This is a genomic window from Polyangium fumosum, from assembly GCF_005144585.1.
Lineage (GTDB): Bacteria > Myxococcota_A > Polyangia > Polyangiales > Polyangiaceae > Polyangium > Polyangium fumosum.
Map to the genome: position 1 here is coordinate 1 of NZ_SSMQ01000113.1, position 24552 is coordinate 24552.

19 protein-coding genes are annotated in these 24552 nt (G+C 69.3%); 7 read left to right on the plus strand and 12 right to left on the minus strand.

Translation table 11 applies throughout. The features are described from left to right. Window positions 1-294: 294 nt before the first annotated feature. A complete protein-coding gene (locus E8A74_RS48740; RefSeq protein WP_136936046.1) occupies window positions 295-1008 on the plus strand; it encodes a YsnF/AvaK domain-containing protein in 714 nt (237 codons plus the stop codon). A gap of 12 nt (window positions 1009-1020) precedes the next feature. Here E8A74_RS48740 and E8A74_RS48745 read toward each other — a convergent pair whose 3' ends face one another. From E8A74_RS48745 to E8A74_RS48780, 8 genes are all read right to left on the minus strand, one after another. Then, on the minus strand, window positions 1021-2991 hold the full coding sequence (locus tag E8A74_RS48745) for a sulfatase (protein WP_136936047.1): 1971 nt from the start codon (window positions 2989-2991) through the stop codon (window positions 1021-1023). Next, the gene (locus tag E8A74_RS48750; RefSeq protein ID WP_136936048.1) at window positions 2988-3569 is read right to left on the minus strand and encodes a hypothetical protein; all 582 of its coding nucleotides are present in this window, start codon (window positions 3567-3569) and stop codon (window positions 2988-2990) included. The genes E8A74_RS48745 and E8A74_RS48750 overlap by 4 nt, the downstream gene beginning before the upstream one ends. Before the next feature lie 140 nt (window positions 3570-3709). Further along, the gene (locus tag E8A74_RS48755; RefSeq protein WP_136936049.1) at window positions 3710-5650 is read right to left on the minus strand and encodes a sigma 54-interacting transcriptional regulator; all 1941 of its coding nucleotides are present in this window, start codon (window positions 5648-5650) and stop codon (window positions 3710-3712) included. Between the two features lie 157 nt (window positions 5651-5807). Continuing rightward, complete coding sequence (locus E8A74_RS48760; RefSeq protein ID WP_136936050.1) at window positions 5808-7583, minus strand: HEAT repeat domain-containing protein; 1776 nt, start codon at window positions 7581-7583, stop codon at window positions 5808-5810. A gap of 244 nt (window positions 7584-7827) precedes the next feature. After that, window positions 7828-8670 carry an SDR family NAD(P)-dependent oxidoreductase gene (locus tag E8A74_RS48765; protein ID WP_136936051.1) on the minus strand — a complete coding sequence of 281 codons (843 nt, stop codon included), beginning with the start codon at window positions 8668-8670 and terminating at the stop codon, window positions 7828-7830. Between the two features lie 82 nt (window positions 8671-8752). Further along, window positions 8753-9901, minus strand: coding sequence for an NAD(P)/FAD-dependent oxidoreductase (locus tag E8A74_RS48770; RefSeq protein WP_136936052.1), 1149 nt, complete (start codon window positions 9899-9901; stop codon window positions 8753-8755). Window positions 9902-9913: 12 nt separating this feature from the next. Continuing rightward, window positions 9914-10738, minus strand: a complete 825-nt coding sequence (locus tag E8A74_RS48775; RefSeq protein ID WP_232380086.1) for a 3'(2'),5'-bisphosphate nucleotidase CysQ family protein — start codon at window positions 10736-10738, stop codon at window positions 9914-9916. A 36-nt stretch (window positions 10739-10774) separates the two neighbouring features. Next, the gene (locus E8A74_RS48780; RefSeq protein WP_136936054.1) at window positions 10775-11716 is read right to left on the minus strand and encodes an aldo/keto reductase; all 942 of its coding nucleotides are present in this window, start codon (window positions 11714-11716) and stop codon (window positions 10775-10777) included. A gap of 115 nt (window positions 11717-11831) precedes the next feature. On the opposite strand from E8A74_RS48780, the gene E8A74_RS48785 reads away from it, so the two are divergent. Beyond that, complete coding sequence (locus E8A74_RS48785) at window positions 11832-12461, plus strand: hypothetical protein (RefSeq protein ID WP_232380087.1); 630 nt, start codon at window positions 11832-11834, stop codon at window positions 12459-12461. Window positions 12462-12479: 18 nt separating this feature from the next. On the opposite strand, the gene E8A74_RS48790 is transcribed toward E8A74_RS48785, so the two are convergent. Further along, on the minus strand, window positions 12480-14543 hold the full coding sequence (locus E8A74_RS48790; RefSeq protein WP_136936055.1) for a hypothetical protein: 2064 nt from the start codon (window positions 14541-14543) through the stop codon (window positions 12480-12482). Window positions 14544-14615: 72 nt separating this feature from the next. On the opposite strand from E8A74_RS48790, the gene trmB reads away from it, so the two are divergent. Beyond that, window positions 14616-15254, plus strand: a complete 639-nt coding sequence (trmB, locus tag E8A74_RS48795; RefSeq protein ID WP_136936056.1) for a tRNA (guanine(46)-N(7))-methyltransferase TrmB — start codon at window positions 14616-14618, stop codon at window positions 15252-15254. Between the two features lie 46 nt (window positions 15255-15300). Here the strand turns inward: trmB and E8A74_RS48800 are convergent, their stop codons facing one another. Next, entirely contained in the window at window positions 15301-17295 is a 1995-nt protein-coding gene (locus E8A74_RS48800; RefSeq protein ID WP_136936057.1) for a serine/threonine protein kinase, read from the minus strand. 158 nt (window positions 17296-17453) lie between these two features. On the opposite strand from E8A74_RS48800, the gene E8A74_RS48805 reads away from it, so the two are divergent. Together E8A74_RS48805 and E8A74_RS48810 are read left to right on the plus strand one after the other, a co-directional pair. Beyond that, window positions 17454-18797, plus strand: a complete 1344-nt coding sequence (locus E8A74_RS48805) for a metallophosphoesterase (RefSeq protein WP_170229957.1) — start codon at window positions 17454-17456, stop codon at window positions 18795-18797. 32 nt (window positions 18798-18829) lie between these two features. Next, the gene (locus E8A74_RS48810) at window positions 18830-19366 is read left to right on the plus strand and encodes an outer membrane protein assembly factor BamD (RefSeq protein ID WP_136936059.1); all 537 of its coding nucleotides are present in this window, start codon (window positions 18830-18832) and stop codon (window positions 19364-19366) included. A gap of 99 nt (window positions 19367-19465) precedes the next feature. On the opposite strand, the gene E8A74_RS48815 is transcribed toward E8A74_RS48810, so the two are convergent. Further along, window positions 19466-19735, minus strand: a complete 270-nt coding sequence (locus E8A74_RS48815; RefSeq protein ID WP_136936060.1) for an HP1242/YdcH family protein — start codon at window positions 19733-19735, stop codon at window positions 19466-19468. Between the two features lie 194 nt (window positions 19736-19929). On the opposite strand from E8A74_RS48815, the gene E8A74_RS48820 reads away from it, so the two are divergent. Next, the gene (locus E8A74_RS48820; RefSeq protein ID WP_136936061.1) at window positions 19930-21093 is read left to right on the plus strand and encodes an outer membrane protein assembly factor BamD; all 1164 of its coding nucleotides are present in this window, start codon (window positions 19930-19932) and stop codon (window positions 21091-21093) included. 36 nt (window positions 21094-21129) lie between these two features. On the opposite strand, the gene E8A74_RS48825 is transcribed toward E8A74_RS48820, so the two are convergent. Continuing rightward, the gene (locus E8A74_RS48825; protein ID WP_170229958.1) at window positions 21130-22320 is read right to left on the minus strand and encodes a vWA domain-containing protein; all 1191 of its coding nucleotides are present in this window, start codon (window positions 22318-22320) and stop codon (window positions 21130-21132) included. A 425-nt stretch (window positions 22321-22745) separates the two neighbouring features. On the opposite strand from E8A74_RS48825, the gene E8A74_RS48830 reads away from it, so the two are divergent. Continuing rightward, window positions 22746-24347 carry a hypothetical protein gene (locus E8A74_RS48830; RefSeq protein WP_136936063.1) on the plus strand — a complete coding sequence of 534 codons (1602 nt, stop codon included), beginning with the start codon at window positions 22746-22748 and terminating at the stop codon, window positions 24345-24347. Window positions 24348-24552: the final 205 nt, after the last annotated feature.

Here is a 24552-nt window from a genome sequence, read left to right on the forward strand (position 1 = left end):
CCTGTGCCCACGCTTCCGCCGACGAGGCCACCTCTGCATCCAACATCTCCCTCGCTAAATGTCGTCAGAGGGGGGGAATGTACCGATCGGAGATGGGACCAATGCTCAGGGCCGTGCCTGGTCCGGGGTCGAGGGGGCGGACAGCCCCCCGCGGGGTCCGGGGCAGCGCCCCGGCGTGCCGGCCGTCCCCATTGTGGGCATGCGCATTGCAATTTCTACCCGGAACGGTCGCCGCGGACCGACGGTCTTGGCGTGCGATCGAGCGGTCACAACCCTTTGCGAAGGAGGCGCGTCATGGCGAACCCGTTCGTCGATCAGGTCCAGGAAGGGATGGAGGTCCGCACCGTGGACGGGCACAAGCTCGGCAAGGTGGTGTCGGTCCATGCGAACGACTTCGTGGTGGAGAAAGGGTTCTTTTTCCCGAAAGATTACATGATTTCCTGCGACGACATCGCGGAGGTCCGCGAGGAGACGCTCGTGCTTTTGAGGCGCCGGGAAGAACTCAGCGTTGAAGGCGGGGCCTTTTCGTCGCGCGCCGCGACGCACCAGGAGCCGCTTCAGTCCGCGTTGCGGCTCGAAGAGGCGGAGCGGACGGAGGAGGCTGCCCGGTTGGCCTTGCACGAGGAACAGGTGCAGGCGACGACCCACACCGAGCAAGTGGGCGAGGTGCGCATTCACAAGGACGTGGTGACGGAGGAACGGCTGCTCACGGTGCCTGTGAAGCGCGAGGTGGTGACGGTCGAGCGCTTGCCCGTCGCCGCGCAAGGAGCGCGCACCTCCGCCGGCGAGGGGAAGGTATTTCAGGAAGAATCGATCGTCGTTCCGATTCGCGAGGAGGTGGTCGATCTCCACAAGCGCTCCGTGGTGACGGAGGAGATCGTCGTCACGCGGGCGACCGAGCAGACCGAGGCGCCGGTGAGCACGACGATCCGGCGTGAGGTGGCCGAGGTCGTTTCGGAAGGGGAGGTGGATACACACGAGGTGCCGCTGCGCAAGACGGGCACGTGAAGGCAGGCGGCGTCAGCGGAGCGAGCCGGCGAGGCTTTGGGCGAGGCGAGCCGCCTCCTCGGGGCGCTCGTCCGCGAGATTGAAATACCCCTCGGGATCCGCTTCGAGATCGACGAGCACGCTCCGCTGCGCGCGGACGTCGAACGAATAAAACCACGGGAAGCGGACGACACCGATCTCCATGGGGATCGCCGTCTCGGCATACCCCACGTTCTCGAAGACGAGCGAGCGAGACAGGCCCTCGGCCGGCCCGGGAGAGATCTGCAAAGGGCGACCGGGGAGATTTGCGTCGAGGATCCCCGCCGCGGCGAGGAGGGTGGGCGCCACGTCGACGTGACCCACGGCGGATGCTTCGATCCGCGGCGCGACACCGGGAAAACGCGCGACGAACGGAATGGCGATGTGAAGCGGATGCGCGAGGCCGTGGTGGACGAGGCCCCGCTCGCCGAGCCCTTCGCCGTGATCCGCGAGCACGAGGAGCGTGGTCGCGCTCCAGCGCGGCGAGGCGCGCAGAAAGGAGACGAGGCGGCCGAGCTCCTTGTCGACGAGGCGGACGGCCTCGGCGTATCCGGCGGGGATCGGCTGCGGGAGCTGCGCGTGATCGTGCGGCTCCATGAAATGGATCCAGGCAAAGAGGGGCGCGCGGCGGTCGGGGCGTGAAGCCACGCGGGTGAACGCGTCCACGAGGTCCGGCGCGCGGAGCGGGGCGTGGTCGTTTTCCTCGACGACCCGGGAAAACCCGAGCGCGAGGGAAGGGTAATACGAGACGAGGCGGCCGCCGACGAGGGCGACGGTCTCGTATCCGAGGGCGCCGAGGCGGCGCGCGACCGTGTTCGTATCGGGGGAGAGCGGGGCGGGGACGCTGCTGCGGACGGCGAGGTGGACGAGGTCGCGCTCGGGTTTGCCCGTCATGATGCGCGTGACGGCGCCAATCGTGGCCGGCGCGGACGCATAGGCGTGGCGGAAGACGACGCTCTCGGCCGCGAGCGCGGCGAACGCGGGCATGTGGGTATCGATGACGCTGTCCGGGCCATAAAGGCGATCGGCGCGGAGGGTATCGATCGTGACGAGGAGGATGTCGTCACGCGGCGGGGGCGTGTTCGTCGTGGGAGGCTCCACGGCGGCCGTATTCGTGGGCGGCGAGGCCGTGGCGCGCGTGACGGCGCGCGTGAGCTCGCCGGCGAAAGGCTCGGGGCGAAGGCGCGGGAGCTCGCGCAGGAAGGCCGAGGGCAAGGTGCGGCCCATGCGGAGGAGGTGATAGCTGCGCGCCGAGGTGCCCGTGATCGATATCGCAGCGACCCAGGCGAGCGCGCCGAGGGAGAGGGCGGCCTGCGCGCGGCGCGAAATGCGGCGGAGGAGCGAGAAACACGCGAGGCTGGCGACCCCGAACGAGGCGGCGACGAGCGCGATGTACGTCTGCTGCGAATGCGGCGAGCGCAAAAAGGAGACGATCGCGGCGAGCTCGCTCGTGGCAAGGAGCACAGGCAGGGCCCAGCGCCGGGCCGCGAGGAGGGAGAGGGCGAGGTCCACGGCGCGCCGCGCGAGGCCAAACGCGAGGGCGAACGCCGCCGTGGCGAGGAGCACGCCCGCCGCGACGAACACATGCCGCTTGAGCGTGGCCGGCAGCGTGGTGGCGTGGTTCGTCAGGGGGATGATCGTCAAGGACAAACCACCGACGAGGAGGAGCGCGGTGATCCGATCGACCCGGCGGGCGCGCGCCTCGGGCGCATCGGGCGCGGAGGCGCGTCGTCGCGAGAGGACGGCCGCGAGGGCGAACGCGGCGCCGCCGAGCAGGCCCGCGCCGAGATACACGGCGCCCGCGGCGGCGAGCGCGCCTGCGATCTCACGCAGGGGCGCGGGCGGCGTGCGCGAGCGGAGGACGAGCAAGATGGCGTCGGCCAGGGTGGCCCCGAGGCCCCCGGCGGCCCCCGCGGAGAGCGCCGCGAGCAGCGTCCCCCGCGAGGGTGCGTGCGGCGGGGTCACCCGTCGCCGTGACCGCCCGAGGGCGAACGGGGGGTGACCGGGATCCGCACCGTGGCCGGCGTCGGCGTGCGCCCGCTGACCGGACCCCGCAGGCTCGCCGGTGTGCCCGTGCTCTGCGGGACGCCGGCGCTCACCGGCTGCGCGCTGATCGGGCCGCCCTGCTCGCGCCGCTCGATGACCTCACGCAGGCGCGCCCGCTCGGGCAAGGTGACGATGTCGCCGAGAAAGTTCTCGGCCTCGCGCACCTCGCGGAAGGCGCGGCGCTGCGGGTGGAAGGCGTCGCGGAGGATGCGCTGCATCTGGAGCGAGAGCGTGGGGCTCGCGCTGAGGACCAGGGCCGCGCGGAGCAGGCGCGGCTCGTTCCGCATGGTCGCGACGTACGCCTCGACCATGTCGGGCGGGAAGACGTTCGCGTCGCTCAAATCGACGAAGATGATGTAGCTCCCGAGCACCGACTGGAGCATGGCGTCATGATCACGACGCCAGCCAATGGCTTCTCCCTCACCGACCGGCGACCAGAACCGGACCTCGATCAGCCTGCCGACGTGGCTCTCGATGCTGTACATCGTCGGGAGCAAGCGTAACCGAGGTGCGCTTCCCCCTCAAGGCCGGCGTGCCCACGAGGGGCCCCGACGAACGGAGCGCCGGGGCGCGAGGCATGGGTCCCGGACGGATCCCTGCGCGACAAACCTGCGGGTTGTCCGGGCAATACGCGGGATCAGATGCCGTATTGGCGGAGCTTCTTGTGCAGGCCCTCGCGGGTGATGCCGAGGGTCTTGGCGGCGTTCGTCTTGTTGTTGTTGTGATCGCGCAGGGCTTCGAGGAGGAGGTATTTCTCCACGACGTCCATCATGTCCTTGAGCGTGCCGCGCGCGACGCCGGCGCGGTTGACGAGGCCCTCGACCTGGCGGATTCGCGGCGAGAGGAGGTCGGGCGTGGCGAACGCGCCGGGGTCGAGCTGGATCACGATGCGCTGGACCTCGTTCTGAAGCTCGCGCACGTTGCCGGGCCAGTCGTAGGCGACCATGAGCTCCATCGCCTGCTGGCTGAAGCCGCCCACGTGCTTGCCGAGCTCCTCGGCGTAACGCTGGAGGAAATGCGAGGCGAGGAGCGGAATGTCCTCGCGGCGCTCGCGGAGCGGTGGCAGGCGGAGCGGGAACTGGCTCAGGCGATAGTAGAGATCCTCGCGGAAGCGGCCCTTCCGGACTTCCTCTTCGAGGTTTCGGTTCGTCGCGGTCACGATGCGCACGTTGACGTGCTTCGGGGTCGTGGCGCCGACGGGGCGGATCTCGCCCTCCTGCAGCGCGCGCAGGAGCTTCGATTGCAAGGAGAGCGGCGTCTCGGTGATCTCGTCGAGGAAGAGGGTGCCGCCGTCGGCGATCTCGAAGAGGCCCTTCTTGTCCTCGGTCGCGCCCGTGAACGAGCCCTTCTTGTGGCCGAAGAGCTCGCTCTCGAGGAGCGTCTCGGCGAGCGCGGCGCAGTTCTGCGCGACGAAGAGCTTGTCGCGGCGGTTCGAGCCGTAATGGATGCGCGCCGCCATGACCTCCTTGCCCGTGCCGGTCTCGCCTTCGAGCAGGACGGTGACGCGCGTGTTCACGACCTTCTGGATCTGCGCGAGGACACGCTGCATCGGCTCGCTCTGGCCGATGATGACGACGTCCTTGCCGCCGCGGCGCTTCTCCTCGCGGCCCTTCAAGAAGGTGTTCTCCTTCTGCAAGCGCTCCTCGGCCGAGACGAGGCGCTTGATGAGGCGCGCGTTCGCGACGGCGAGCGAGGCGTTGTACGCGAGGACGCCGAGGAGCTCGACGTCGTGCGCGTGGAGCATGCCGGGCGCGCTGCGGTTGTCGATCTGGAGGACGCCGATGATGTCCTCGCCGCGGAAGAGAGGGACGCCGATGGTGCTGCGGATGGAGGCGCCCATGATGGACTCGGTGCGGCCGACGTCGGTGGGCGCGTCGGCGGCGAGCACGGCGGCGCGCTCCTTGACGACCTTGCGATAGACGCTGCGCGCGACGGGCACGGGGCCGCGCGGCGGGCCGCCCGCGCCGTTCGCGAGGCGCACGCGGGTCATGACGGGCACGTAGGCAGCAGCGCCGGGATCCCGGCCGTCTTCGTCGTCGCGCAGGATGACGGTGGCGTGCGTCGCGCTCGGGACGAGGAAGAGGGAGGCGTCGGCGACCTCGATGAGGACCTGATCGAGATCGCTGCCCGCGCCGATGCGCTTCTGCGCGGCGTAGAGCTTCGAGAGCAGGCCGGGATCACGCTCGATCGCCGCGGCGGCGGGGACGATCTCTTCGATCGGCTTGATCTGCACGACGCGGGCTTTGTCGCCGTCGTCGGAGAGGGTGACGCGGAGGGCGGCCACGTTGTCGCCGGTGCCGAGCTCGACGATGTCGCCGGACTCGAGCTCGACGGGCCCGGTCTCGGGCGTCACGCGTCTGCGCTCCTCGCTCCGGACGAGCGTCGTGCCGTTCGTCGAGCGCAGGTCGTGCAAGGCAGCGCGATCGGCGCCGACGACGATGCGCGCATGCTCCCCGGAGACGTGCTGGTCTTCGAGCACGACGTCGTTCGATGGAGCGCGCCCGATGCGAACGACCTCCTCGCCGACCTCGAACGTTCGACCCGCAGCGATCCCCTGCGTTACCTCCAGCACGAGCATAAAGCGGCGGGATACTACGCTTGGTTGCACGCGCGCCGAAAACAAAACCCCCGCGCGCGCGAAGAACCAACCCCACGCAACAAAACCCCCGGGCTTCGAAACCAAAACCCCCCTCTCCCGGAGGGAGAGGGGGGCAGGGGGGTGTGGGAGTTCCAGTTTACTGGCTGCGCGCGTTCAAGCGGTAGATGACCGTCTTGAAGGGGTTGACCGCGGCGATCTTGTTGCTGTCCTTCGTCGCCTCGGCCTCGTCGACCATCTTCTGGAGCTGGCCGGCGATGGTCGCATCGCCCTTCGCCGAGCGGCGGTCGATCACCTGCACCGAGATGAACTTCGCGGCCGCGTTCGTGACCTTCGGCAGGATCTCGACGAGCTTCGGGCGCGCGGCGTCGCCGCCGAGCACGCCGATCATGTACGCGCTCTTCATGCCGATGAACTGCTTGTCGCCGACGTGCGAGTTCGGATCGCTGAGCTTGCCGTAGTAGCAGTCGAGCTTGTCGCCGCACTCCTTCAGGAGGTCGGTGGCCGTCTTGTATTCCTTCTCGTAGCCCTTGCCGAGCGTGGAAGGCTTGCCATCGGGGCCGTTGATCTTGGAGTTGAAGAGCTTGTCGACCTCGGGGATCTGGTCGGCCTTCATGAGCTTCATCGCCGTGAGCAGCGTCGCGGCGCGCATCGGCTCGAGGTCGGCGTCCTCGCCCTTCGCGTCGAGCGCGTTCTTCACCATCCAGGGCACGAGGTTCGCGTCGAAGAGGTAGCCCATCGTCTCGAGGAGCTGATCACGCGCGCCGACGCCGGGCGGGATCGTCATCGTGATCGAGGTCTTCTCGTAGACGCCCTGCACCGCCTTGAGGCTCGTCTCCGAGGCCGGGAGCTTGAGCAGCTCGCGGGCGATGACGACCTTGCCGGTGTCGTCGGCCTTGGCGATCGCGTCGATCATGGGCTGCACGGCCTCCTCGCGGCCGATGCTGCCGAGGATGAGCGCGGAGGGCGCGACGTGCGCCGTGTCCCCCTGCTTCGTGGCGGCCTCGGGCACCTTGCCGTCCTCGCCCTTGTTCGCGAGGAGGAACTCCTCCTTCGCGTACTTCATGAGATCGGCGTCAGCACCCTGGAGGAGCTTCACCGTCGGCTCGATCGAGGGCTTGCCGATCTTGATGAGCGCGTAGATCGCCGTCGCTTGCGCGTCCGCCTTCGTGGGCGAGAGGACGATCTTGATGAGCGGCTGCACCGCCTTCGCGCTCTTGAGCTGGCCGAGGATTTCGCCGCAGGTGATCTGCCAGTAGAACTGGTCCTTGAGGACGTTGATGTCCTTGCGGTCGGCGATCGGGACCTCGATCTTCTTGATGCAGTCGGCTTCCCAGGAGGGCTCGGCGAGCTCGAGCAGCGCGTCGTGCACGTCGCGCGTGATGAGCGAGGCCTTCGGCTTCGAGTGGCGGAGCTTCGAGAACGCCTCGAAGAGCGGGCCCGCCGCCTCCTTCGCCTTCATCGGCCCGACGCCGCGCGCCGCGGCGCGCACGTCTTCTTCCGTGCTGTCGGGCTTGTAGTCCTTCAGCGTCTTGATGAGGCACGGCGCGCCGCGGAGATCACGCGCGTCGGAGAGGAACTTGACGACCTTCGACTGTGTCTTCTCGTCGAGATCGCCGGTCGCACAGATCTGCGACATCGGCTCGACGATCTTGTCGAGCAGCGGCTTGACGTTCGGACCGTTCCTGTCCTTGGCGTCCTTCGTCATCGCGTCTTCGAAGAACTGGACGAGGCGGCTCACGGCAGGCACGCGCGTGGCCGGATCCGAGAGCTTCTTGACGTGCGTCAGGGGGTCGTTCTCGTCCCCCCCACAGCCAACGATGGCGCTCGTGGCGACAGTCACCCCCGAGGCGACGACAGCCCCCAAGAGGAGCGAACGAAGGGTGGGGTAAATTCGGCGTGCAGTGCGGACCATGTCTTCCTCCGGCGTTCCCTCAGGAGCGGCCTTGGCACGGCGGTCGTGCGTTGGATGGGTCCTAGATGCCCCCCGCATCACGACGACCACGGTGCCACTAGCGAGCGGAAACGAATGACAGCGCTTTGCCGAAGACCAGCGGGCTCGCGTTCCCCGGAAGGCCAAGTCCCCCGGATGACTACAGAAAGCGACCCTGCTCGCCTGCGATCTAGGGTCCGCACGCTATGCGTGGTCGCTCGACGTGTCAACGAACCCGCGAAAGCGCGAGCGCTCGGCGCAGCCCCAGCGCGAATAAACGGTCAGGCATCACACCGCGTAGGGTCGTCATCGCGAACCCGTCCCGACCGACGATCGTCCGGAACGGGGGAGACGGCGCTCCGACGAGGCGCGCGAGGGTGCGACCCACCTCGTCCGGCGGTGGCGCACGCCTGGCTCCACCGATGGCGAGATCCTCGATCCTGCGGATGAGCGCTCCGTAGGGGCCTTCGTCGGCGACGTGCGCGCCGCGCTTCATGTTTTCGAAGAAGATCGGCGTGCGGAAGGTGCCGGGCGCGACGACGAGGACGTCGATCCCGAAGGGCTCGACCTCCCAGCGCAGCGCTTCGCTGAAGCCCTCCACGGCGTGCTTCGTCGCTGCGTAGATCGAGAGGCACGGCATGGCGACGCGGCCCGAGGTGCTCGACACGTTGAGGATGCGGCCGCGGCCGGCGCTGCGCATCGAGGGGAGGATCGCGCGCGTGGTCGCCATGAGCCCGAGCACGTTCGTCTCGAGCTGGAGGCGCACGTCTTCTTCCGATTGCTCTTCGAAGGGCCCGCCGATCGCGATGCCCGCGTTGTTGACGAGCGCGAAGAAGGGGCCGTACTTGAGGACGAGCTCGCGGATCTTGTCGCCCGCGCTCGACGAGGTCACGTCTAGCTGCTCGATGTCGACCGAGACGCCGCGTGCTTTCGCGGCCTGCTCGAGGGCCTCACGCCGTGCGAGGTCGCGCATCGTCGCCACGACTTTGTGTCCCGCCGCCGCGCACTCGATCGCCGCAGACAAACCGATGCCGCTCGACGTCCCCGTGATCAGGACAAGCTTTGCCACGCGCGCCATCGTAGCGAACCCTGCGGGGGGTGTGGGGGGCAGAGGAAGGACGGCAACGCCGTCCGACCGGCGTCCCCCACCGTCAGCCGATGATCATCGATTCCGAGAGCAACTTGCCCTCGGCGAACCTGCGCAGGTTCCAGCGGTCGAAGAGCGGCAGCTTCGTGCCCTCGGCGATGTGCTGCGCGAGGAGCTTGCCCATCACGGGCGCCATCATGAAGCCGTGGCCCATGAAGCCCGAGGCTTGGTAGAAATGTTCGATCGCATCGACCTCGCCGACGATGGGGTTCGCGTCGGGCGTGAGGTCGTAGCAGCCCGCCCACTGGCGAAGGACCTTCACCCGGCCGAGGAGAGGGACCGTGCGCGTGAGGGCGCGCGCGTAGAGCGCGAGGAAGCGGTGGGACGAGCCCATGTCGAGGCCCTCGGGGACGTCCTCGTTGGAGATGCCTCCGACGATCTCGCCGCGCATCGACTGCGAGAAGTACAGGCCGTTCGAGAGGTCCGCGACGAGCGGCTTGAGCCAGGGCTTGAGCGGCTCGGTGGAGCAGATCTCGTGGCGGTGCGGGCGGTTCGGTAGCTCCACGTCGAGCAGGGCCGCGAGCTCTGGGCTCCACGCGCCGCAGGCGTTGACGACGCGGTTCGTGCGGATGCGGCCCTTGTTCGTCACGACGCCCTCGATCCGCGCGCCGCGCGTCTCGAAGCCCGTGACCTCGGTGAAGGTCTCGATCTCGACGCCGAGCTTCTGCGCGCACTCGGCGTAGCCCCAGACGAACGGCCAAGGGAAGACGACGGCGTCGTCGGGGTTGTAGCTCGCGAGCAGGACGCCCTCGATGTCGAGCTCGGGCACGATGCGCTTGGCCTCTTTGGGTTCGAGCAGGCGCGTCGCGAGGCCACACTCGTTCTGCACGCGCACGCTCTGTTCGAGGTTCCTCCGCGCGGGTTCATTGCGGACGAGGAAGAGGTAGCCGCCCTGGCGGAACCAGACGTTGATCTTCATCTCGGCCGCGAAGTCACGGCACATGCGGATGCTCTCCTGCATGAGCCGGATGTTCTCTTCGCTGCCGAACTGGGCCCGCACGCCGCCGCCGTTGCGGCCGCTCGCTCCGCCGCAGAGGTAGCCCTTCTCGACGACGACCGTGTCCGTGATGCCGTGGTCTTTCGCGAGGTGCCAGGCGACGGACAGGCCCATGATCCCGCCCCCCACGATCACCACGCTGGCTCGATCGCGCATGGTGGGCGGAGCTTAGCGCAAAGAGGAGATGGCTTCGATCACGGTGTCGTAGAGCGCGGCGTTCGTCGCGACGAGGCCGTTTTCGAGCTTCAGCCCGCCGTACGCGTAGTCGATCGGCGCGCCGTCGAGGTCCGAGAAGCGGCCGCCCGCAGCGACGAGGATCGCCTCGGGGCCGCACGTGTCCCAGAGCTTCGCGCCCGTGCCGCCGTGCACGTATATCTCGGCTTCTCCGGTGCAGACGCGCGCGACCTTCACCCCGACGGATCCACACGGGACGATACGGCGGACGCCGATCCGCTGGGCGAAGGGCTCGGTGAGGTGCGGGCGGTGCGAGCGCGAGACCATCAACGTCGCCTTCGAGGGATCTCGCTGATCGGTGACGCGAAGCGGGCGACGCGTGCCGTCCGAGGCTTCGAGGAAGGCGACGGGGGACGCGCCGACGCGGCCGCAGAGCGCCTCGCCCGACTCGGGCATCACGACCACGCCGAGCGTCGCGCGGCCGCCCACGGCGAGGCCGATCATCACGGCGAACTCGGGGTTCCGGTCGGCGAACTCGCGCGTGCCGTCGAGGGGATCGACGAAGAAGACGCGGCTCTTCTGGACCATCTGTCGTGCTTCGGCCGCGGTCTCGGGCGGGGTCTCCTCGGCGATGATCGGGTCGCCGGGGAACCGTTCGGCGAGGCGCGCGCAGATGAGCGTGTTCGCCTCGCGATCGGCGCGCGTGACCGGATCGTTCGGGCCCTTCATCTCGACGGCGAAGGCCGTCCGGTAGACCGCGCGGACGATCTCCGCCGCCTCGCGGGCGATGGCCAGGACGGTCTCCAGCTCGGTGTCCATGCTTGCGCTCTCCATGGTGTTCCTGCGCAGGCTCCGTCAGACCTCGACGCCCACGGCCTTCAGCCGCGCCGCGAGCTCGACCATCACGGTGTCCTTGAGGTACGGCGGTTCGCCCGCCTCGCGTTCGAGCTGGTCGAACTGGGCGACCGAGCGGGGGCCGAGGATCGCCGAGGAGACGAGCTGGTTCGCGAGGACGAACCGGAGGGCCACGGAGCGGAGCGTCCCCACGTCCTCGGCCTTGGTGAAGGGGCGGAGCGCGTCGAGCTGCTGGATGCGCTTCGCGAGTTCTTTTTGGCTCCAACGATCGACGCGGTGGTCGCCCGCGTAAAACTCGCGCTCGGGGCTCCAGTGGCCCGTGAGCAAGCCGTGGGCGAGGACGCTCCGCGCGAGGACGCCGACGCCGTGCTCCTTCACGTCTGCAGAGAGCGCGTGGAGATCCTTGGCGACGAAGACGTTGTACGCGAGCTCGAGGACCTTGGCCCCGGCGCGGATCGCGGCGCGCCCGACCTCGACCGATCCGGCGCTCACGCCCCAGGCGCGCACGAGGCCGCGCTCTTCGAGCTCCTTCATGAACGCGACGGTCTCGGTCCGCGTGAGCGTGTGCTCGGTGGGGTTGTGGAGGAGCACGACGTCGAGGGGGCTGCGATCGAGGCGCTCGCGCGAGCGCTCGAAGGCGACGCGCAGGTAGCTCGGATCGAAGCGCTTCTGCGCGGGTGAGGCGTCGAGGTCGGTGCCGATCTTCGTGACGACGTAGGTCGTGTCCTTCGGCAGGCGCGCGCCGAGCTTCTTCTCCATCGCGCCGCGGCCGTAGACGTCGGCGGTGTCGAAGAGGTTCACGCCGGAGGAGACGGCACGATCGAGGACACGATCGACCTCGGGCAAGACGACGGGCCCGTACCCGTCACCCGAGAGCCCCCACGTGCCGAGGCCGAGCTCGGAGACTTCGAGGGAGGTTTTGCCGAGAGGCCGCTTTCGCACGGGCCTGCATTTACAACGTACGGCGGTGTCCGTCCATCGTGCATGGCGCGGGCCCTCGCTCGCACCGGGCTCCCGATCGAGCCGCCCCGGAACCAGGGAGGTTTACGAGGGAACCATGGCGAAGGAGCCGTTTTTCGCGTCGAGGACGGAGGGCGAGAAGACCTCCGAAGGTCGGGATGTGGAGGCGGCAGACGGCGCACACAAAGCGCTCGAGCTCGTCGCGCTGCGTGGCACCGAGGTGCTCGGCGTGCGCCACGTGCTCGATGGCGGCGTGTGCTGGATCGGGCAGGCCCCGGAGTCGATCGCGCGGATCCCGATGACCGAGTACGGAGGCCACCCCGTGGCCGTGGCCGAGGTCAAGGAAGGGCAGTTCGTGCTCCACGTGCCTCCGCACGCGAGAGGACGAACACACGGAAAAGATGGGCTCGGCCGGCTCGTGACGGGGCCCGTGTCGTTCGAGGTGGACGAGGGGGATCGGGCGGTGATCGTGCTCGGGCCGGTGCAGATCCGCGCGCGGCTCGTGGCCATCGAGGCGTCCGGCAAGGAGCGCGTGCGGATCCCGAACGAGACACGTCGGCTGCTCACCGTGATGGGCGCGCTCTACGTCACGGCGCTGGCGCTCTGCGCGGCGATCGCGCCCGCGCGGCCCGAGCGGCTCGCGAACGGCGCGGTCCGGCGGGCGATCGCGACGGTGGCAGAGAGCGTGGTGAGCGTGAACGCCGCGCGCGAGCTGGACCGGCCGTGATCCGCGGAGGCTCTGGCGTCACTGGTAAAGCCAGTAGTGAAACGCATGGAACACGCCCGCTTCGCGCGGCGTGACCTCGATCTCGGTCCGAGCCCAGACGCGATCCGGCGGGATCTCCACGACACGCTCGACCCACGCGCCGGCGGGGAGCCGCGCCGAGCCGATCTCGATGCCGCCCGCGCGCACGACGAGCTCGACGTCGGTGTCGGCTGAGGCGCGGAGGACGAGTGACGCCGGGCGGCCTTGCGCGAGCGTCGCGGTGAAGCGGTCGAGGGAGCGGCGCATGCGGCCCGCGTCGGCGATCTCGGCGGTGGGCGTTTCTTCGCCGGATCCCGCGTCGTCCCGCCGTGGTGGTTCGGCCATCACCACCACGTTGTCCTGGTCCGACGCGCCGAGGCGCGTGTAGCCGTGTGTGTCCTCGGACTCGAGGTCGGAGACGTCGATCTCGTCGGCGAGCGCGCCCTTCGGCGTCGCCGCGCGCGGCAGCGCCCCCGAGCCGAGCAGATCCCAGCGCGCCTCGTGGGCGATCATCGTTTGCCCTCCAAGGATGGACTGATCGACCACGGTCTCGCGGTGCAGCTCCTCGCCGAGCACGGGCGGGCAGGCCATCCACTGCGGATACACGATGAAGTGCGAGGGACGGCGCTCGGCGGGCAACTTCTCGTAGTGCTCGAAGCGCGAGCCGGCGCCGAACGTCCAGTAGCGCGACTCGCCCTCGGTCGTCAGGCCGACGACGTCGAAGGTGCGCCGGTCGGAGACGTAGGCGATCGCGCCCGTGTCGTTCACGCCGATGCGCGCGTCCGCCGGGAGATGTTCGCGCGCCCAGTCGCCGAGCGTGACCTGCTGGTGATCGATCGCGCGCGCGCTCGTCGCGAGGTCGGAGAGCGTCCACGGGAGCTTGGTGACGAGGGCGCCTGTGAACAGGCCGAGGACGAGCGGCGTGACGGGCGCGCGCGCGCGGAAGAAGCGCCGCGCGAGGTCACCGATCTCGCGGGCGAGGCAGGCGAGGAGGACGAAGTGCGCGGCGTAGAAGGGCCAGACGTAACGGACGCGGTTCCAGAGGAAGCTCAGGTACGTGCACGGCAGCGCCGTCGCGAGGACGATCGCGAGGACGAACGAGCCGTGGATCGGGAGCACGCCGCGGTGCGCGCGGTGGACGAGCGCGAGGGCGCCGAGGAGCGTGGGGACGAGGAGGTTCTCGGGGACGAAGACCGCGGACCACTCGCCGCCGTCGAGCACGCTCTGCCAGAGGGTGCGCAGGTTCGACTGGAGGAACGCGATCATGCCGGCGCGGTCGTACGCCGGGTTCGCCGGGAGCCACTTGACCATCGTCGTCGAAGAAGCCGCGTGGCCCGCGATCACGAGGTGGAGCAGCGGCACGAGGAGCGGGCCGATCGCGGGGACGAGCGCGACGAGGCGCCGCGGCTTGCCCTCGCCGTTCGGGCGTGACGCGAGCGCGAGGACGGCGAGCGCCGAGGCGACGGCGCCTTCGGGGCGCACGAGGGGCGTGAGCAAGCCGAGCGCGGCGACCTCGATCGCCTGGCGACGGCCCGGCGCCGAGGACGCAGGATCCGGCTCGCAGTACGCGGCCGCGACGCGCGCCGTGCGCATGAGCATCCACGCGAAGGGGATGGTCTCCATGCCGCTCCAGGCGAACCAGGTGAACGCGCCGAAGCCGAGGCACATGAGCATGGCGCCGGCGCCGGCGGCGCGGCCGGCGAGGCGAAACGCGAGGCGCCCGGTCTCGACGGCGAGCGCGGCGTGCGCGAGCGTGCCGAGCAACCACGCAGCCCAGACGAACGAGAGCCCGCGCAGGCCGAGGAGATGAAAGGGCGCGAGGACGATCGGCCAGAGCAGGCTCGTCGCGCCGGTCGTGTAGCCCTCGCCGGGCACGTACGAGAAGAAGTGGCCCTCGGCGAGGCGACGCGCGTACTGCAGGTGGATGAAGGCGTCGTCGAGCGGGAGCGCGGGGCGACCGGCGCGGGTCAGGATCCCGCGGATGGCGAGGGCGCCGAGGGCGAAGCTCACCGCGAGGGGAAAGGCGTAAGGGGCCAGGCGTTTGCCCACGTCCCGAGGCGTCACGGGCGCGACCATACCCACCCCGTCAAAGGCCCGCTACCCATCCGGCCGACGTTGTGCTTGTTTGCGCCCGCCATGGTGTTCCGGCCGCGCCCCAACCATCCGTATGCTCACGCCGCTCGCTTCCCGGACGAGGGGCCGGTCGACATCGGCTCGATCCTGCCCGGCGAGGGGCCCATCGAGATCGAGATCGGCCCTGGCCGCGGCGGCTTCCTCTTCGAGCGCGCGGCGGCCGCGCCCGAGAGCCGGCTGCTCGGGCTGGAGATCCGGCTGAAATGGTCGTCGATCGTGGACGATCGGCTCAAGAAGCAAGGGCTCGGCGCGCGGGCGCGCGTGCTCAACGCGGACGCGCGCGAGGCGCTCTCCCGGCTCGGGCCGGATGCATCGATCGACACGTTTTTCATGCATTTCCCCGACCCCTGGTGGAAGAAGAAGCACGCGAAGCGCCTCGTCATGGGGCCGGGCCTGCTCGACTCGATCGCGCGGCTCTTGCGGGACGGCGGCGCGTTCTACGTGCAGACCGACGTCGCGGAGCGGGCGGAGATGTACGAAGCGCAGGTCGGCGCGCACGAGGCGTTCGAGCCGAGCGGCGACGAACCGGGTTCGGCGCGGATGGTCGAGAACCCGTACAACGCGCGGAGCCCGCGCGAGCACCATGCCATCGCGGACGGGCTGCCCGTGACGCGCATGCGGTATCGCCGCCGGCCGCGTTGACCTCGTCGAGACGCGTCTCGGCGCGTCTCGACCGTGACGAACGTGACTAGTTCAGCTTGAAGGCCGCGCGCGCGACCTCGCCGGCCTTCACCGGCACGGCCTGCGACTGCGACGCGCCGCCGCTGTCGGGCTTGCACGTGACGCGCGCCGTGCCCGCGTTGACCACGGCCTCGACGGGCGTGGACCCGTAGCCGACGCCGTTGATCGTCACGTTGCAGAAGCCGCCCTTCGACGTGACGCGCACCTTGCCGCTGCCGCCGCCTCCACCACCTGCGGCGCTCGGGCTACCCGTGCCCGCGGCCACGGCCGCAGCGGCGCTGTTCGGATCGGCCTTCACGAGCCGCTCCTGGATGACCTTGGTCTCGCCCTGCTCGGCGGTGAACGTGATCGTCTTCGGCTGGTAGCCCGAGAGCTGGAGGACGATCTTGTGCTCCTCGCCTGCGGACAGGCCTTCGAGCTTCTCGACCACGCCCTTCAACTGCTTGTTGTCGAGCCACACCGTCGCGGGGGGATCGATCTTCAGCACCAACGTGACCGATCCGGTCTTCATCACGGCCTGGATGGCGCGCGTCGGCGCCTGCTCGCTCAGCGTGATCGACTCGCGGTGCGCCTCGAAGCCTTCCTTCGTCAGCTTGACCTTGATCTCGCTGTCGAGCGGCAGGCCCTCGACCTTCGCCGGCGTGACCTGCTTCTGCAGCTCGCCGTTGATCCAGATCGAGCAGCCCTCGTCCGCGCCGCACTTGATGTCGAGCGCGCCCTTCGTCTCCTTCGCGCGCACCGCCTGCGCCTTCTCGGCGTCGGCGCGCATCTGCGCCTCACGCTCGGCGGCCTGCTTGCGCATGTAGAAGAAGCCGCCCACGCCGACGAGGACCACGGCGGCGAGCGCGATCCAGAGACCCACGCTCGAACGCTTCGGCTGCGGCGAAGCGCCCGTCGCCGACATGCCCCCGCCGCCCGTCACCGTGCCCTCGTACATCGAGGGGCTGTGCTGCATGGCGATGATGTCGGCGAGCTGCTTGACGTCCTGCAGCGCCTCCTTCTGCTGCTCCAGTTTGTCCTGGAACAGGGACTGCATCCACTGCGTCAGGCTGATCTGCGAGACCGGGATGCGCTCCTCGCGGACGAACGATTCGAGGTCGCTCTGCATCTCGCGCGCGCTCTGGTAGCGATCCTCGCGCTTCTTCTCGAGCGACTTCATCACGATGCGCTCGAGCGCGGGCGGGTAGCCGGGTTTGACCTGGCTCGGGCGCGGATAGTCCTTCTCGCAGATGAGCTTCAGCGTCTCGAACTCGCTCGATCCCTTGAAGAGACGTTTGCCCGTGGTGAGCTCGAAGATCAGCACGCCGACGGCGAAGATGTCGCTGCGCCAATCGACGTCGCTGCCCGACGCCTGCTCGGGCGACATGTACGGGACTTTGCCCTTGAGCTGGCCGTCCTTCGTGTCCTCGCCGACCTGCGAGCTCGACTTGGCCACGCCGAAGTCGACGATCTTCACGTCGCCCGAGAACGTGCAGACGATGTTCTGCGGCGAGATGTCGCGGTGCACGATGTGCAGGAGGTTCCCTTCGAGGTCGCGCTTCTCGTGCGCGTAGGCGAGGCCCGCGCAGGTGCCGAGGCCAATCGAGACGGCGTGCTCCAGCGGGAATTCCGTGAGGCCTTTCTTGCGCATCGCGCGGACGATGGAGCGGATGTCCTCGCCGTGGATGTGCTCCATGGCGATGAAGTACGTCCCGTCGACCTGCCCGACGTCGAACGTCTGCACGATGTTCGGGTGCGACATCGTCGCGGCGACACGCGCCTCGTGCAGCAGCATCTCGATGAACGCCTGGTCTTTGTTCATCGAGGGCAAGATCCGCTTGATGACGATGAGCTTCTCGAAGCCCGCCACCGAGCGGTGCAAGGCGAGGAAGATCTCCGCCATCCCGCCGGCGGCCAGCCGACGCAGAAGCGTGTACTTGCCGAACTGGCGCGGCAGGTTCTCTTCAGGGAGCGAGGCCAGGTTGAACCCCGCGTCGTCCTCTCCACCCGCGCGCTGCACCATTCCGTAATCCCGTCTGTCCGTTAAGGCTACGGCGCAGCATCATGACATGGTCACTCCCGGTGTCGACGGATTCTTCCAGCCGCGCGCCCTCGCGAGCTCCGTCGTGGCCGTGCGGCCTCCCGGTGGAAATGAGCGCAAGATCCATGCTAGGCAGCGTCGTGTCCCCGTCGCCTTCGCTCCCGCGCGCCCTCCCTCGCATCACCTTCGCGCTTTCCTTCACGGCGGCGCTGCTCGGGGCCTCGGTCGCAGCCGAAGCAGCTTCGATCCGCAAGGGACCGTACCTGCAAGCACTCGGCCAGACGGCCGTCACGATCAAGCTGGAACTCTCGACGCCGGAGCCGGCGACGGTCCTCGTGACAGGGCCCGCGGGGTTCACGTCGTCGAAGGTTTCGGAATCGGAGAAGCGCTTCCACGCGATCCGCGTCGAGGGCCTCGCGCCCGCGACGACGTACGCCTACCGCGTGAAGGTCGGCGACGTGGAGAGCAAGCCCGTGGATTTCACCACGGCGCCGGCCGATGCCCGCCCCTTCAAGTTCGTCGCCTACGGTGACAGCCGCTCGGACGCCGCGGCGCACGCGGCCGTGGCGCGGGCCATCGACGCCGCGCCCGCCGACTTTTTCGTGCACACGGGCGACATGGTCCAGGACGGGGACAACGAGGCGCAGTGGCAGGAGTTCTTCGGCATCGAAGGCAAGCTGCTCGCGAACCGCTGCATCTTCGTCGCCGTCGGCAACCACGAGCTCACGGCGCCCGATCCCACGGGGCAGGTGAATTTCCTCCGCTACTTCGCGGCGACCGAGACCGACGGGCGGGAGCGCCCGCACCTCTACGGATCGTTCCGCTGGTCGAACACGCGGTTTTTCCTGCTGAATGCGATGGATACGTGGACCGGCGACGAAAAGGAGTGGCTGCGCGCGGAGCTCGCGCGCGCGCAGGGCGAGCCGGGCCTCGTGCATCGGATCGCGGTGATGCACCACGGGCCGTTCTCGAGCGGCTACCACGGCGGCAACACGCGCCTCGCGTCGCAAGGGATTCTCCCGATGCTCCGCGACAACAAGGTCGAGCTCGTGATCGCGGGGCACGACCACATCTACGAGCGCGGCGAGGGGCAGGGGCTCAAGTACATCGTGTCGGGAGGCGCGGGCGCGCCGCTCTACCAGCAACGCAGCCGCGCCCCCGAGCAGCAGCACTTCGAGTCGGTGCACCACTTCCTCGAATTCTCCGTGGACGGCCCCGAGGTGAACGTCCTCGCCCGCCGCGCGAGCGGGAGCGTCATCGAGCGGTGCAGCTACCGGGGGACCGAGAGCTGGTCCTGCAAATCCGACGAGAAGAAGCCCGGCTCCGCGGCCACGCCCGCGACGACCCGCGCGAGCACCACCTGCGCCTGCGCCGTCCCGGGGAGCACGTCCGGGGACGCGGGCGGGGCCCGAGCGCTCGTCGTGGTCGCCGCGCTCGGGGCCCTCGGGGCGCGACGCCGCGTTTCGTCCGCGGGAGATACTTGATCCCCGGCCGAGCCCGGGGATACCCTCCGCGCATGCCTCGTTTGGCCTCGCTCGTCTCGACCCTGTCCGCGTTGGCACTGCTCGGCAGCGTGCTGTTCGGATGCGCCACGTACCGTCAAGATCTGGAGCGGGCGCAGAAGCACTACGAGGAGAACCAGTACGAGAAGGCGCTCGCGCTCTTCCGCGTGCTCGAGCCCGACATGGACTCGCTCTCCGACGCCGAGCAGGCGAAGTACGCCTACCTCCGCGGCATGACGGACTACCGGCTCGCGGGCCTCCAGCTCGCCGCGAACGTGCCGGGCGGCGTGGCCGATCCGAAGCGTGGCTACCGCGACAACGCGCGCCACTGGCTCGCCGTCGCCGCCGCCACCGAGAAGAACACGCCGGGTGGTCTCTCGGGCGACGAGAAGAAGCGGCTCGAAGACGCGCTGACGGATCTCAACAAGGACGTGTACGGCGGCATCGAGAGCGTCGAAGACAAGGTCGACGACACGAAGAAGACCGACGACGCCGCCGAGAAGAAGGCCGAGCCCGACGCGGCCCCGCCCGCGGCCCCGGCGCCGAAGTAGAGCTCGCCGAGGCTCGAAACGCGGAGAGCGCCGCATCGGCCTTGCCGATCGGCGCTCTCGTTCGTTCGAAGGGGCTCTCTCGCGCCCGGTCGCCCCGCGTCAGGATGTTCCCCGGCGGAGGGCGTGGATCTCGTCCTTCGCCTTGAGCTTTTGCTTCTTCAGCTCGGCCATCTCGAGCTGCTCGTCGGGCGTCAGGTATGCGTGTCGCCCGAGCTCGGCGAGGCGCGCATCGAGCTCCCGATGGCGCATCTCTGCATGGTTCAGCCGCTCGGCATCGGAATCGGTCTCGATCTCCCGCTTCATCATGCCCACCTCCAGGTGAGGGCTCTCGTTCTTTGCTGCGATGAGCCCCGCTTGCTGGTCCATCATCGAGCCGGCCCCCGAGGACGGGGAGCCGCGCTCGATGTTTTCAAGGTACCCTAGGACGCGCGGCCTCGGATCCCCTTTCCGCGTGGCGCATGTGCTTCCTCGGTCGACATTGCCACTCCGGTCGGGTTCGTCCGCGTCGCCTCCGGCCGGGGAGGGAGACACGTGAAACCAGGGGCCGCTCGGTGGGGGTAGGGATGTTGTTTTTCACGAACACGCGCCGCGCAGTCGCTCTCGTCCTCGCCGGCTTGCTCGTGGGGTGTGGTTCGTCCGGACCTCGCCCGGAGGTTCGTCGGCCTGCGCCGAAGGTCGACGGCGGACCCGTGATCGAGGTCTCGCCCGTCGTGGTCTCGTCGTACACCGAGGCCGACCTCGTGCAGGAGTTCGAGCGCGCGAAGGCGCTCTTGCTCGGCGGAAAGCACCGGGAGGCGGCCGAGGTCTTCGACAAACTGGAGCGTCACGCGCCCGACGGCGAGATCGGAGCGGCGAGCCTCTACAACGCGGCCGTGGGGTACGAGGCGCTCGGGGAGCGGGAGGCTTCGGCGACGCGGCTCCGGGAGCTCGTCCGGCGCTTCCCGGGCCACGCGCTCGAGCGCAGCGCGCTCTTTCGTCTCGGTCGGGCGCTCGCGTACCTGGAGCGCTGGAGCGAGCTCGTCGCCGTGGCGGAGAAGCTCATCGCGCGGCAGGACCTCGTGGTGCTGGAGGTCATCGAGGCGCGCGGGGCGCGGGCGCTGGGGCTCGTGGAGCAGGACCTCGTGGAGGAGGCGGCGCGCGAGATCACGACGGCGCGGGACCTCGTGGAGCGCGAGCGGCTGGGCGAGGCGGGCAAGCCGCCGATCGAGCTCGCGCAGCTCTGGTTCGCGCTGGGCGAAGTGCGGCGGAAGCGGAGCGAGGCGATCAAGTTCGAGCCCATGCCGCCGAACTTCGCCGAGACGCTCGAAAAGCGCTGCCAGGGGCTGCTCGACGCGCAGGGGGCGTACACCGAGGCGATGCGCAGCCTGGACGCGCACGGGTCGGCGATGGCGGGCTACCGCGTGGGGCAGCTCTACCAGGAGCTGCACCGCGACGTGATGCGGGTGCCTCCGCCCGCGGCGGCCGACACGCTTCGCAAGAAGCAGCTCTTCGAAGGGGCGATGCGGCTGCGTTACCGCGTGCTCCTGGAGAAGGGGCTCAAGATGATGGAGGGGACGGTGCGGCTCGGCGATCGGACGGGCGAGGCGTCGGCGTGGATCGGGCGGGCGCGCGAGGCCCAGCGGGCGCTCGAGCTCGCGCTCGCCGATGAGAAGGCGGCGCTCGCGCGGCTCCCGTTCACCGAGGACGAGCTGCGCGAGGCCTTGGAGGCGTTGAAGAAGAAGCCGTAGAGCGGCTCGTTCGGGCACGCGGGGCCCGGCGACGCTTCAATGGATGTCGGGCTTGCAGCCGAAGAGGATGTCGAGCTTGCCGTCCGGATCCGCTTGGACGACCTGGCAGGAGGCGGGGCAGAGCAGGATCTTTTGCGGCTTTTTCGGATCGTCGTAATACCAGCCGGGGCCCACGCCGCAGTCGGCGGCGCTCTTGGCGTGGGGGATCTCCTGTTCGACCCCCGCGCCGTTCGTGTGCTTCACCGTGGCCTTGTCGAGCTCGAGCGGGTCGTCGCCGGAGGGCTCGGGGACCAGGAATTCGCAAGCGAGGGCCTTCGTGCGGATCTCGGTCATCTTTTGCGCGAACTGGGAGACGTTCGCGGTGATGTCGTAGGACTTCGTGGTCCCGCCGGCGGCGGCGATCTGGTCGAGGTTCAACACGCTCGCGCCGTTGATGGCGACGACGTACGTCTCGACGCCGTTGTAATCGAGGGCGGCCTTCGCCAGGCCCGCGATGCTCGGGATGTCGTTCTGGTTGCCGGGACAGCTATTGGGATCGCCGTCGCTCGCGAAGACCAGGATGACCTTGTGGCTCGGGTGCGCGTCCTTGTAGGCGGTCGCATGGAAGAGCGCGCCTTCGAGCGCGCCGTACATCGGCGTCGAGCCGCCGTTCGGGCTCTCGCTGTTGATCGACTGGACGAGGGCCGGCGCGTTCCCGGGCAAGGTCCCGACCGCGACGGAAAGGTCGTCGTAATGGTTGTGGTTGCAAACGAGCCCGTCCGGCGGGGCATCCACGGGGAAATACAGGATACCCACGTTGATCCCTGCCGAGGCCGGATCCTCCACGAATTGCTTGAGCGCGGCCGTCGCGCCGTTCCAGTTCTGGCCGTACATGCTGCCGGAGCGGTCGAGCAGGATGACGAGATCGAGCTCGACGGGCTCGGCCTTTCCGCCGGTCTGCGCGCAGGTCTCGTCCCCGCCTGCGCCGCTGCTCATCATGCCGCCGTCGAAATCGAACATGTCGCCGCCCGTGCCGGTGGCGCTGCCCGGATTCGCGCCGCCGCCGCCCCCCGTGCCGCTCGTCTCCTCCACGCCGTTCGAGGCTTGCCCGTTACGGCTCCCGGACGCGCTGCACGCGAGTCCGAGCGAAGAGACGCAGAGCGCCGCGAAGGCGCAGAGGGTCTTCGGGGATGCGCCGCCGAAGGCGAGGGAGCGCCCCAAATGTCCGACCTGCGTTGTGCTCGTCATGCGGGATGCGCGGAAAAACATGTTTACTCCTGGGAAACTGGAGAAAGACGACCATCCGCTCGGTGCCTCGTCATCCATCACCGATCGGGGAGCTTTGCGCCGCCGGGAGGCCGTGCACTCGATGGATTCGAGGCGCTCGGGGGGCGACGACGGAGCAAGAACGATGTATACGGCGCGGACGTGCGCGGCAAGCACCCGCGAATGGAGGATGGGGTTCGACGAGGGCATCGAAGGATCGGCATTCGTCGAAAGGATGGCCTTGCGAAGTCTGGATCGCAATCGGGGGACGTCTGATTGCGATCTCCAACGTTCAATTTGGAAAAACTGGTGCGTCGCGGCTACGCGCGACGTTCCGGACAAGGGTGCGCCGCCGCGCCGTATGGGCGAGGATTCGAGCCTCGCCGCGGCAGAGAGGTGGGTCGACGATGAAGGAATGGATGAATTGGGGGCGCATTCTCGCCGTGTCCGTGAGCTTCGTCGCTGCGGGGTGCGCGCGGCAGGTCTCCGATGCCGGACGTGGGCAGGGCGGCGGCAGCGAAAGCGACGCGCAGGGCGGCGGCGGTGAAGGCGGGGCCACCCTCGGGGCGATGGACTGCCCCGTGGATTGCTCGCTCATCGACACGCCGCCTTGCCTCGTGTCCGTCTGCGACGCGGAGACGAAGCGTTGCGCCGTCGTCCCGCGCCCCGCCGGGACCTCCTGCGAGGATGGCCTCTTCTGCACCGTGGGCGATAGCTGCCAGGGCGGCGTTTGCGTCGGGGGCGGGCCGAACCCGTGCGGCATCGAGGCTGCGCCCTGCTCGGTCGTGACCTGCCACGAGGCCACGGCTTCCTGCGACGAAGGACCTGCGCTCGATGGCGTGCCATGCGTGTCGAGCGACCCGTGCACGGTCTCCGCGACCTGCAAGGGCGGCGCCTGCAACGGGGCCCCGAAGAGCTGCCACTTCGCGCCCGTGCCCGACGATTGTCACGTCGCGGTCTGCAACCCCGCGACGGGCGGCTGCGAGCCCGTCCCCGGCAACGAGGGCGTCGCGTGCGAGAACGGCGGCGACCCGTGCCTGACGGGCAAGACCTGCGCCGCAGGGATCTGCCAGGGGGGAGGCCCGAAGGACTGCACGGGCGCTGCCGACGACTGCAACGAGGGCGTTTGCGACGCCGCCACGGGGGCGTGTGTGGGGACCCCGCGCGGCGCGGGCCTCTCGTGCACCGAGGTCGCCGACGAGTGCAACACGGGGATGTGCGACGTGTCGGGCGTTTGTCAGCGGGTGCCGACGCCGGGCGTGGCTTGCGCGTCCGCCAAGAACGACTGCAACGAGGGCGTCTGCGACGCGGCGGGCGCCTGCGTGGGCGCGCCGGTCAACGAGGGCGGAGCCTGCGAGGATGGCAACGCGTGCACGGTGGGCGAGACGTGCTCGGCGGGGTCCTGCACGGGCGGCAAGGCCGAGGGGTACGTCGTGTACCTGCACGAGACGTTCGCGGACAACACGGCTGGCTGGACGCTCGAAGGCGAGTGGCAGATCGGCCCCGCGAAGGCCTCCCCGGGCAACGCGTCCCATGGCTCCGAGGATCCGGACACGGACCGCACGTCGACGGCCGACAACGGCATCGCGGGCGTGAACATCGGCGGGTATGCGGCCGAGTCCGTTCACCCGCCCGTGTACCTCGTGAGCCCCGCGATCGACACGAGCGGCACGGGCTCGTTGTGGCTCTCCTTCTACCGGTGGCTCAACAGCGATTACGCGCCGTACATGACGAACACCATCGACGTCTTCGACGGCAGCACGTGGGTCTCTGTGTGGAACTCGGGCGGCCCGCCCGCGCTCAAGGACGCGGCGTGGACGCTCATGACGTACGACCTCACGGCGTACCGCAATCCGGCCCTACGCGTGCGATTCGGCTTCGAGGTGGGCAATGGCGGCGTGTTCACGGTCTCGGGGTGGAACCTCGACGACGTGACGATCGCGAACGCCGTCTGCGAGGTGGCGGACCCGCCCGCGCCGGAGCCTGCGCCCACCTCCGCCACGGATTGACGGGCGTTTGTCGGAGGGGGGGGCACCTGCGCGAAGGAATTCGTGGCGACACGGTTCCTTCGCTCGGGTAGGATGCCGCGCATGGTGCGTCGTGAGGAGATCGACCAAACGGCCGGGACACCGGTTCGAGGGTCGGTCTTGCGCTGCACGTCTCCAACGGGTGAGAGTCCCGTCCGGGTAAGCGCCGGAGCGCCCGGTAGCAGGC

Excerpts from the sequence above, each read along its gene's own strand:
- E8A74_RS48740 (WP_136936046.1), top strand. The coding sequence starts at position 295 with ATGGCGAACCCGTTCGTCGATCAGGTCCAGGAAGGGATGGAGGTCCGC.
- E8A74_RS48755 (WP_136936049.1), bottom strand. The coding sequence starts at position 5,650 with ATGCTCGTGCTGGAGGTAACGCAGGGGATCGCTGCGGGTCGAACGTTC.
- E8A74_RS48760 (WP_136936050.1), bottom strand. The coding sequence starts at position 7,583 with ATGGTCCGCACTGCACGCCGAATTTACCCCACCCTTCGTTCGCTCCTC.
- E8A74_RS48770 (WP_136936052.1), bottom strand. The coding sequence starts at position 9,901 with ATGCGCGATCGAGCCAGCGTGGTGATCGTGGGGGGCGGGATCATGGGC.
- E8A74_RS48775 (WP_232380086.1), bottom strand. The coding sequence starts at position 10,738 with ATGGACACCGAGCTGGAGACCGTCCTGGCCATCGCCCGCGAGGCGGCG.
- E8A74_RS48785 (WP_232380087.1), top strand. The coding sequence starts at position 11,832 with ATGGCGAAGGAGCCGTTTTTCGCGTCGAGGACGGAGGGCGAGAAGACC.
- trmB (WP_136936056.1), top strand. The coding sequence starts at position 14,616 with ATGGTGTTCCGGCCGCGCCCCAACCATCCGTATGCTCACGCCGCTCGC.
- E8A74_RS48800 (WP_136936057.1), bottom strand. The coding sequence starts at position 17,295 with ATGGTGCAGCGCGCGGGTGGAGAGGACGACGCGGGGTTCAACCTGGCC.
- E8A74_RS48810 (WP_136936059.1), top strand. The coding sequence starts at position 18,830 with ATGCCTCGTTTGGCCTCGCTCGTCTCGACCCTGTCCGCGTTGGCACTG.
- E8A74_RS48815 (WP_136936060.1), bottom strand. The coding sequence starts at position 19,735 with ATGATGGACCAGCAAGCGGGGCTCATCGCAGCAAAGAACGAGAGCCCT.
- E8A74_RS48820 (WP_136936061.1), top strand. The coding sequence starts at position 19,930 with ATGTTGTTTTTCACGAACACGCGCCGCGCAGTCGCTCTCGTCCTCGCC.
- E8A74_RS48825 (WP_170229958.1), bottom strand. The coding sequence starts at position 22,320 with ATGACGAGCACAACGCAGGTCGGACATTTGGGGCGCTCCCTCGCCTTC.
- E8A74_RS48830 (WP_136936063.1), top strand. The coding sequence starts at position 22,746 with ATGAAGGAATGGATGAATTGGGGGCGCATTCTCGCCGTGTCCGTGAGC.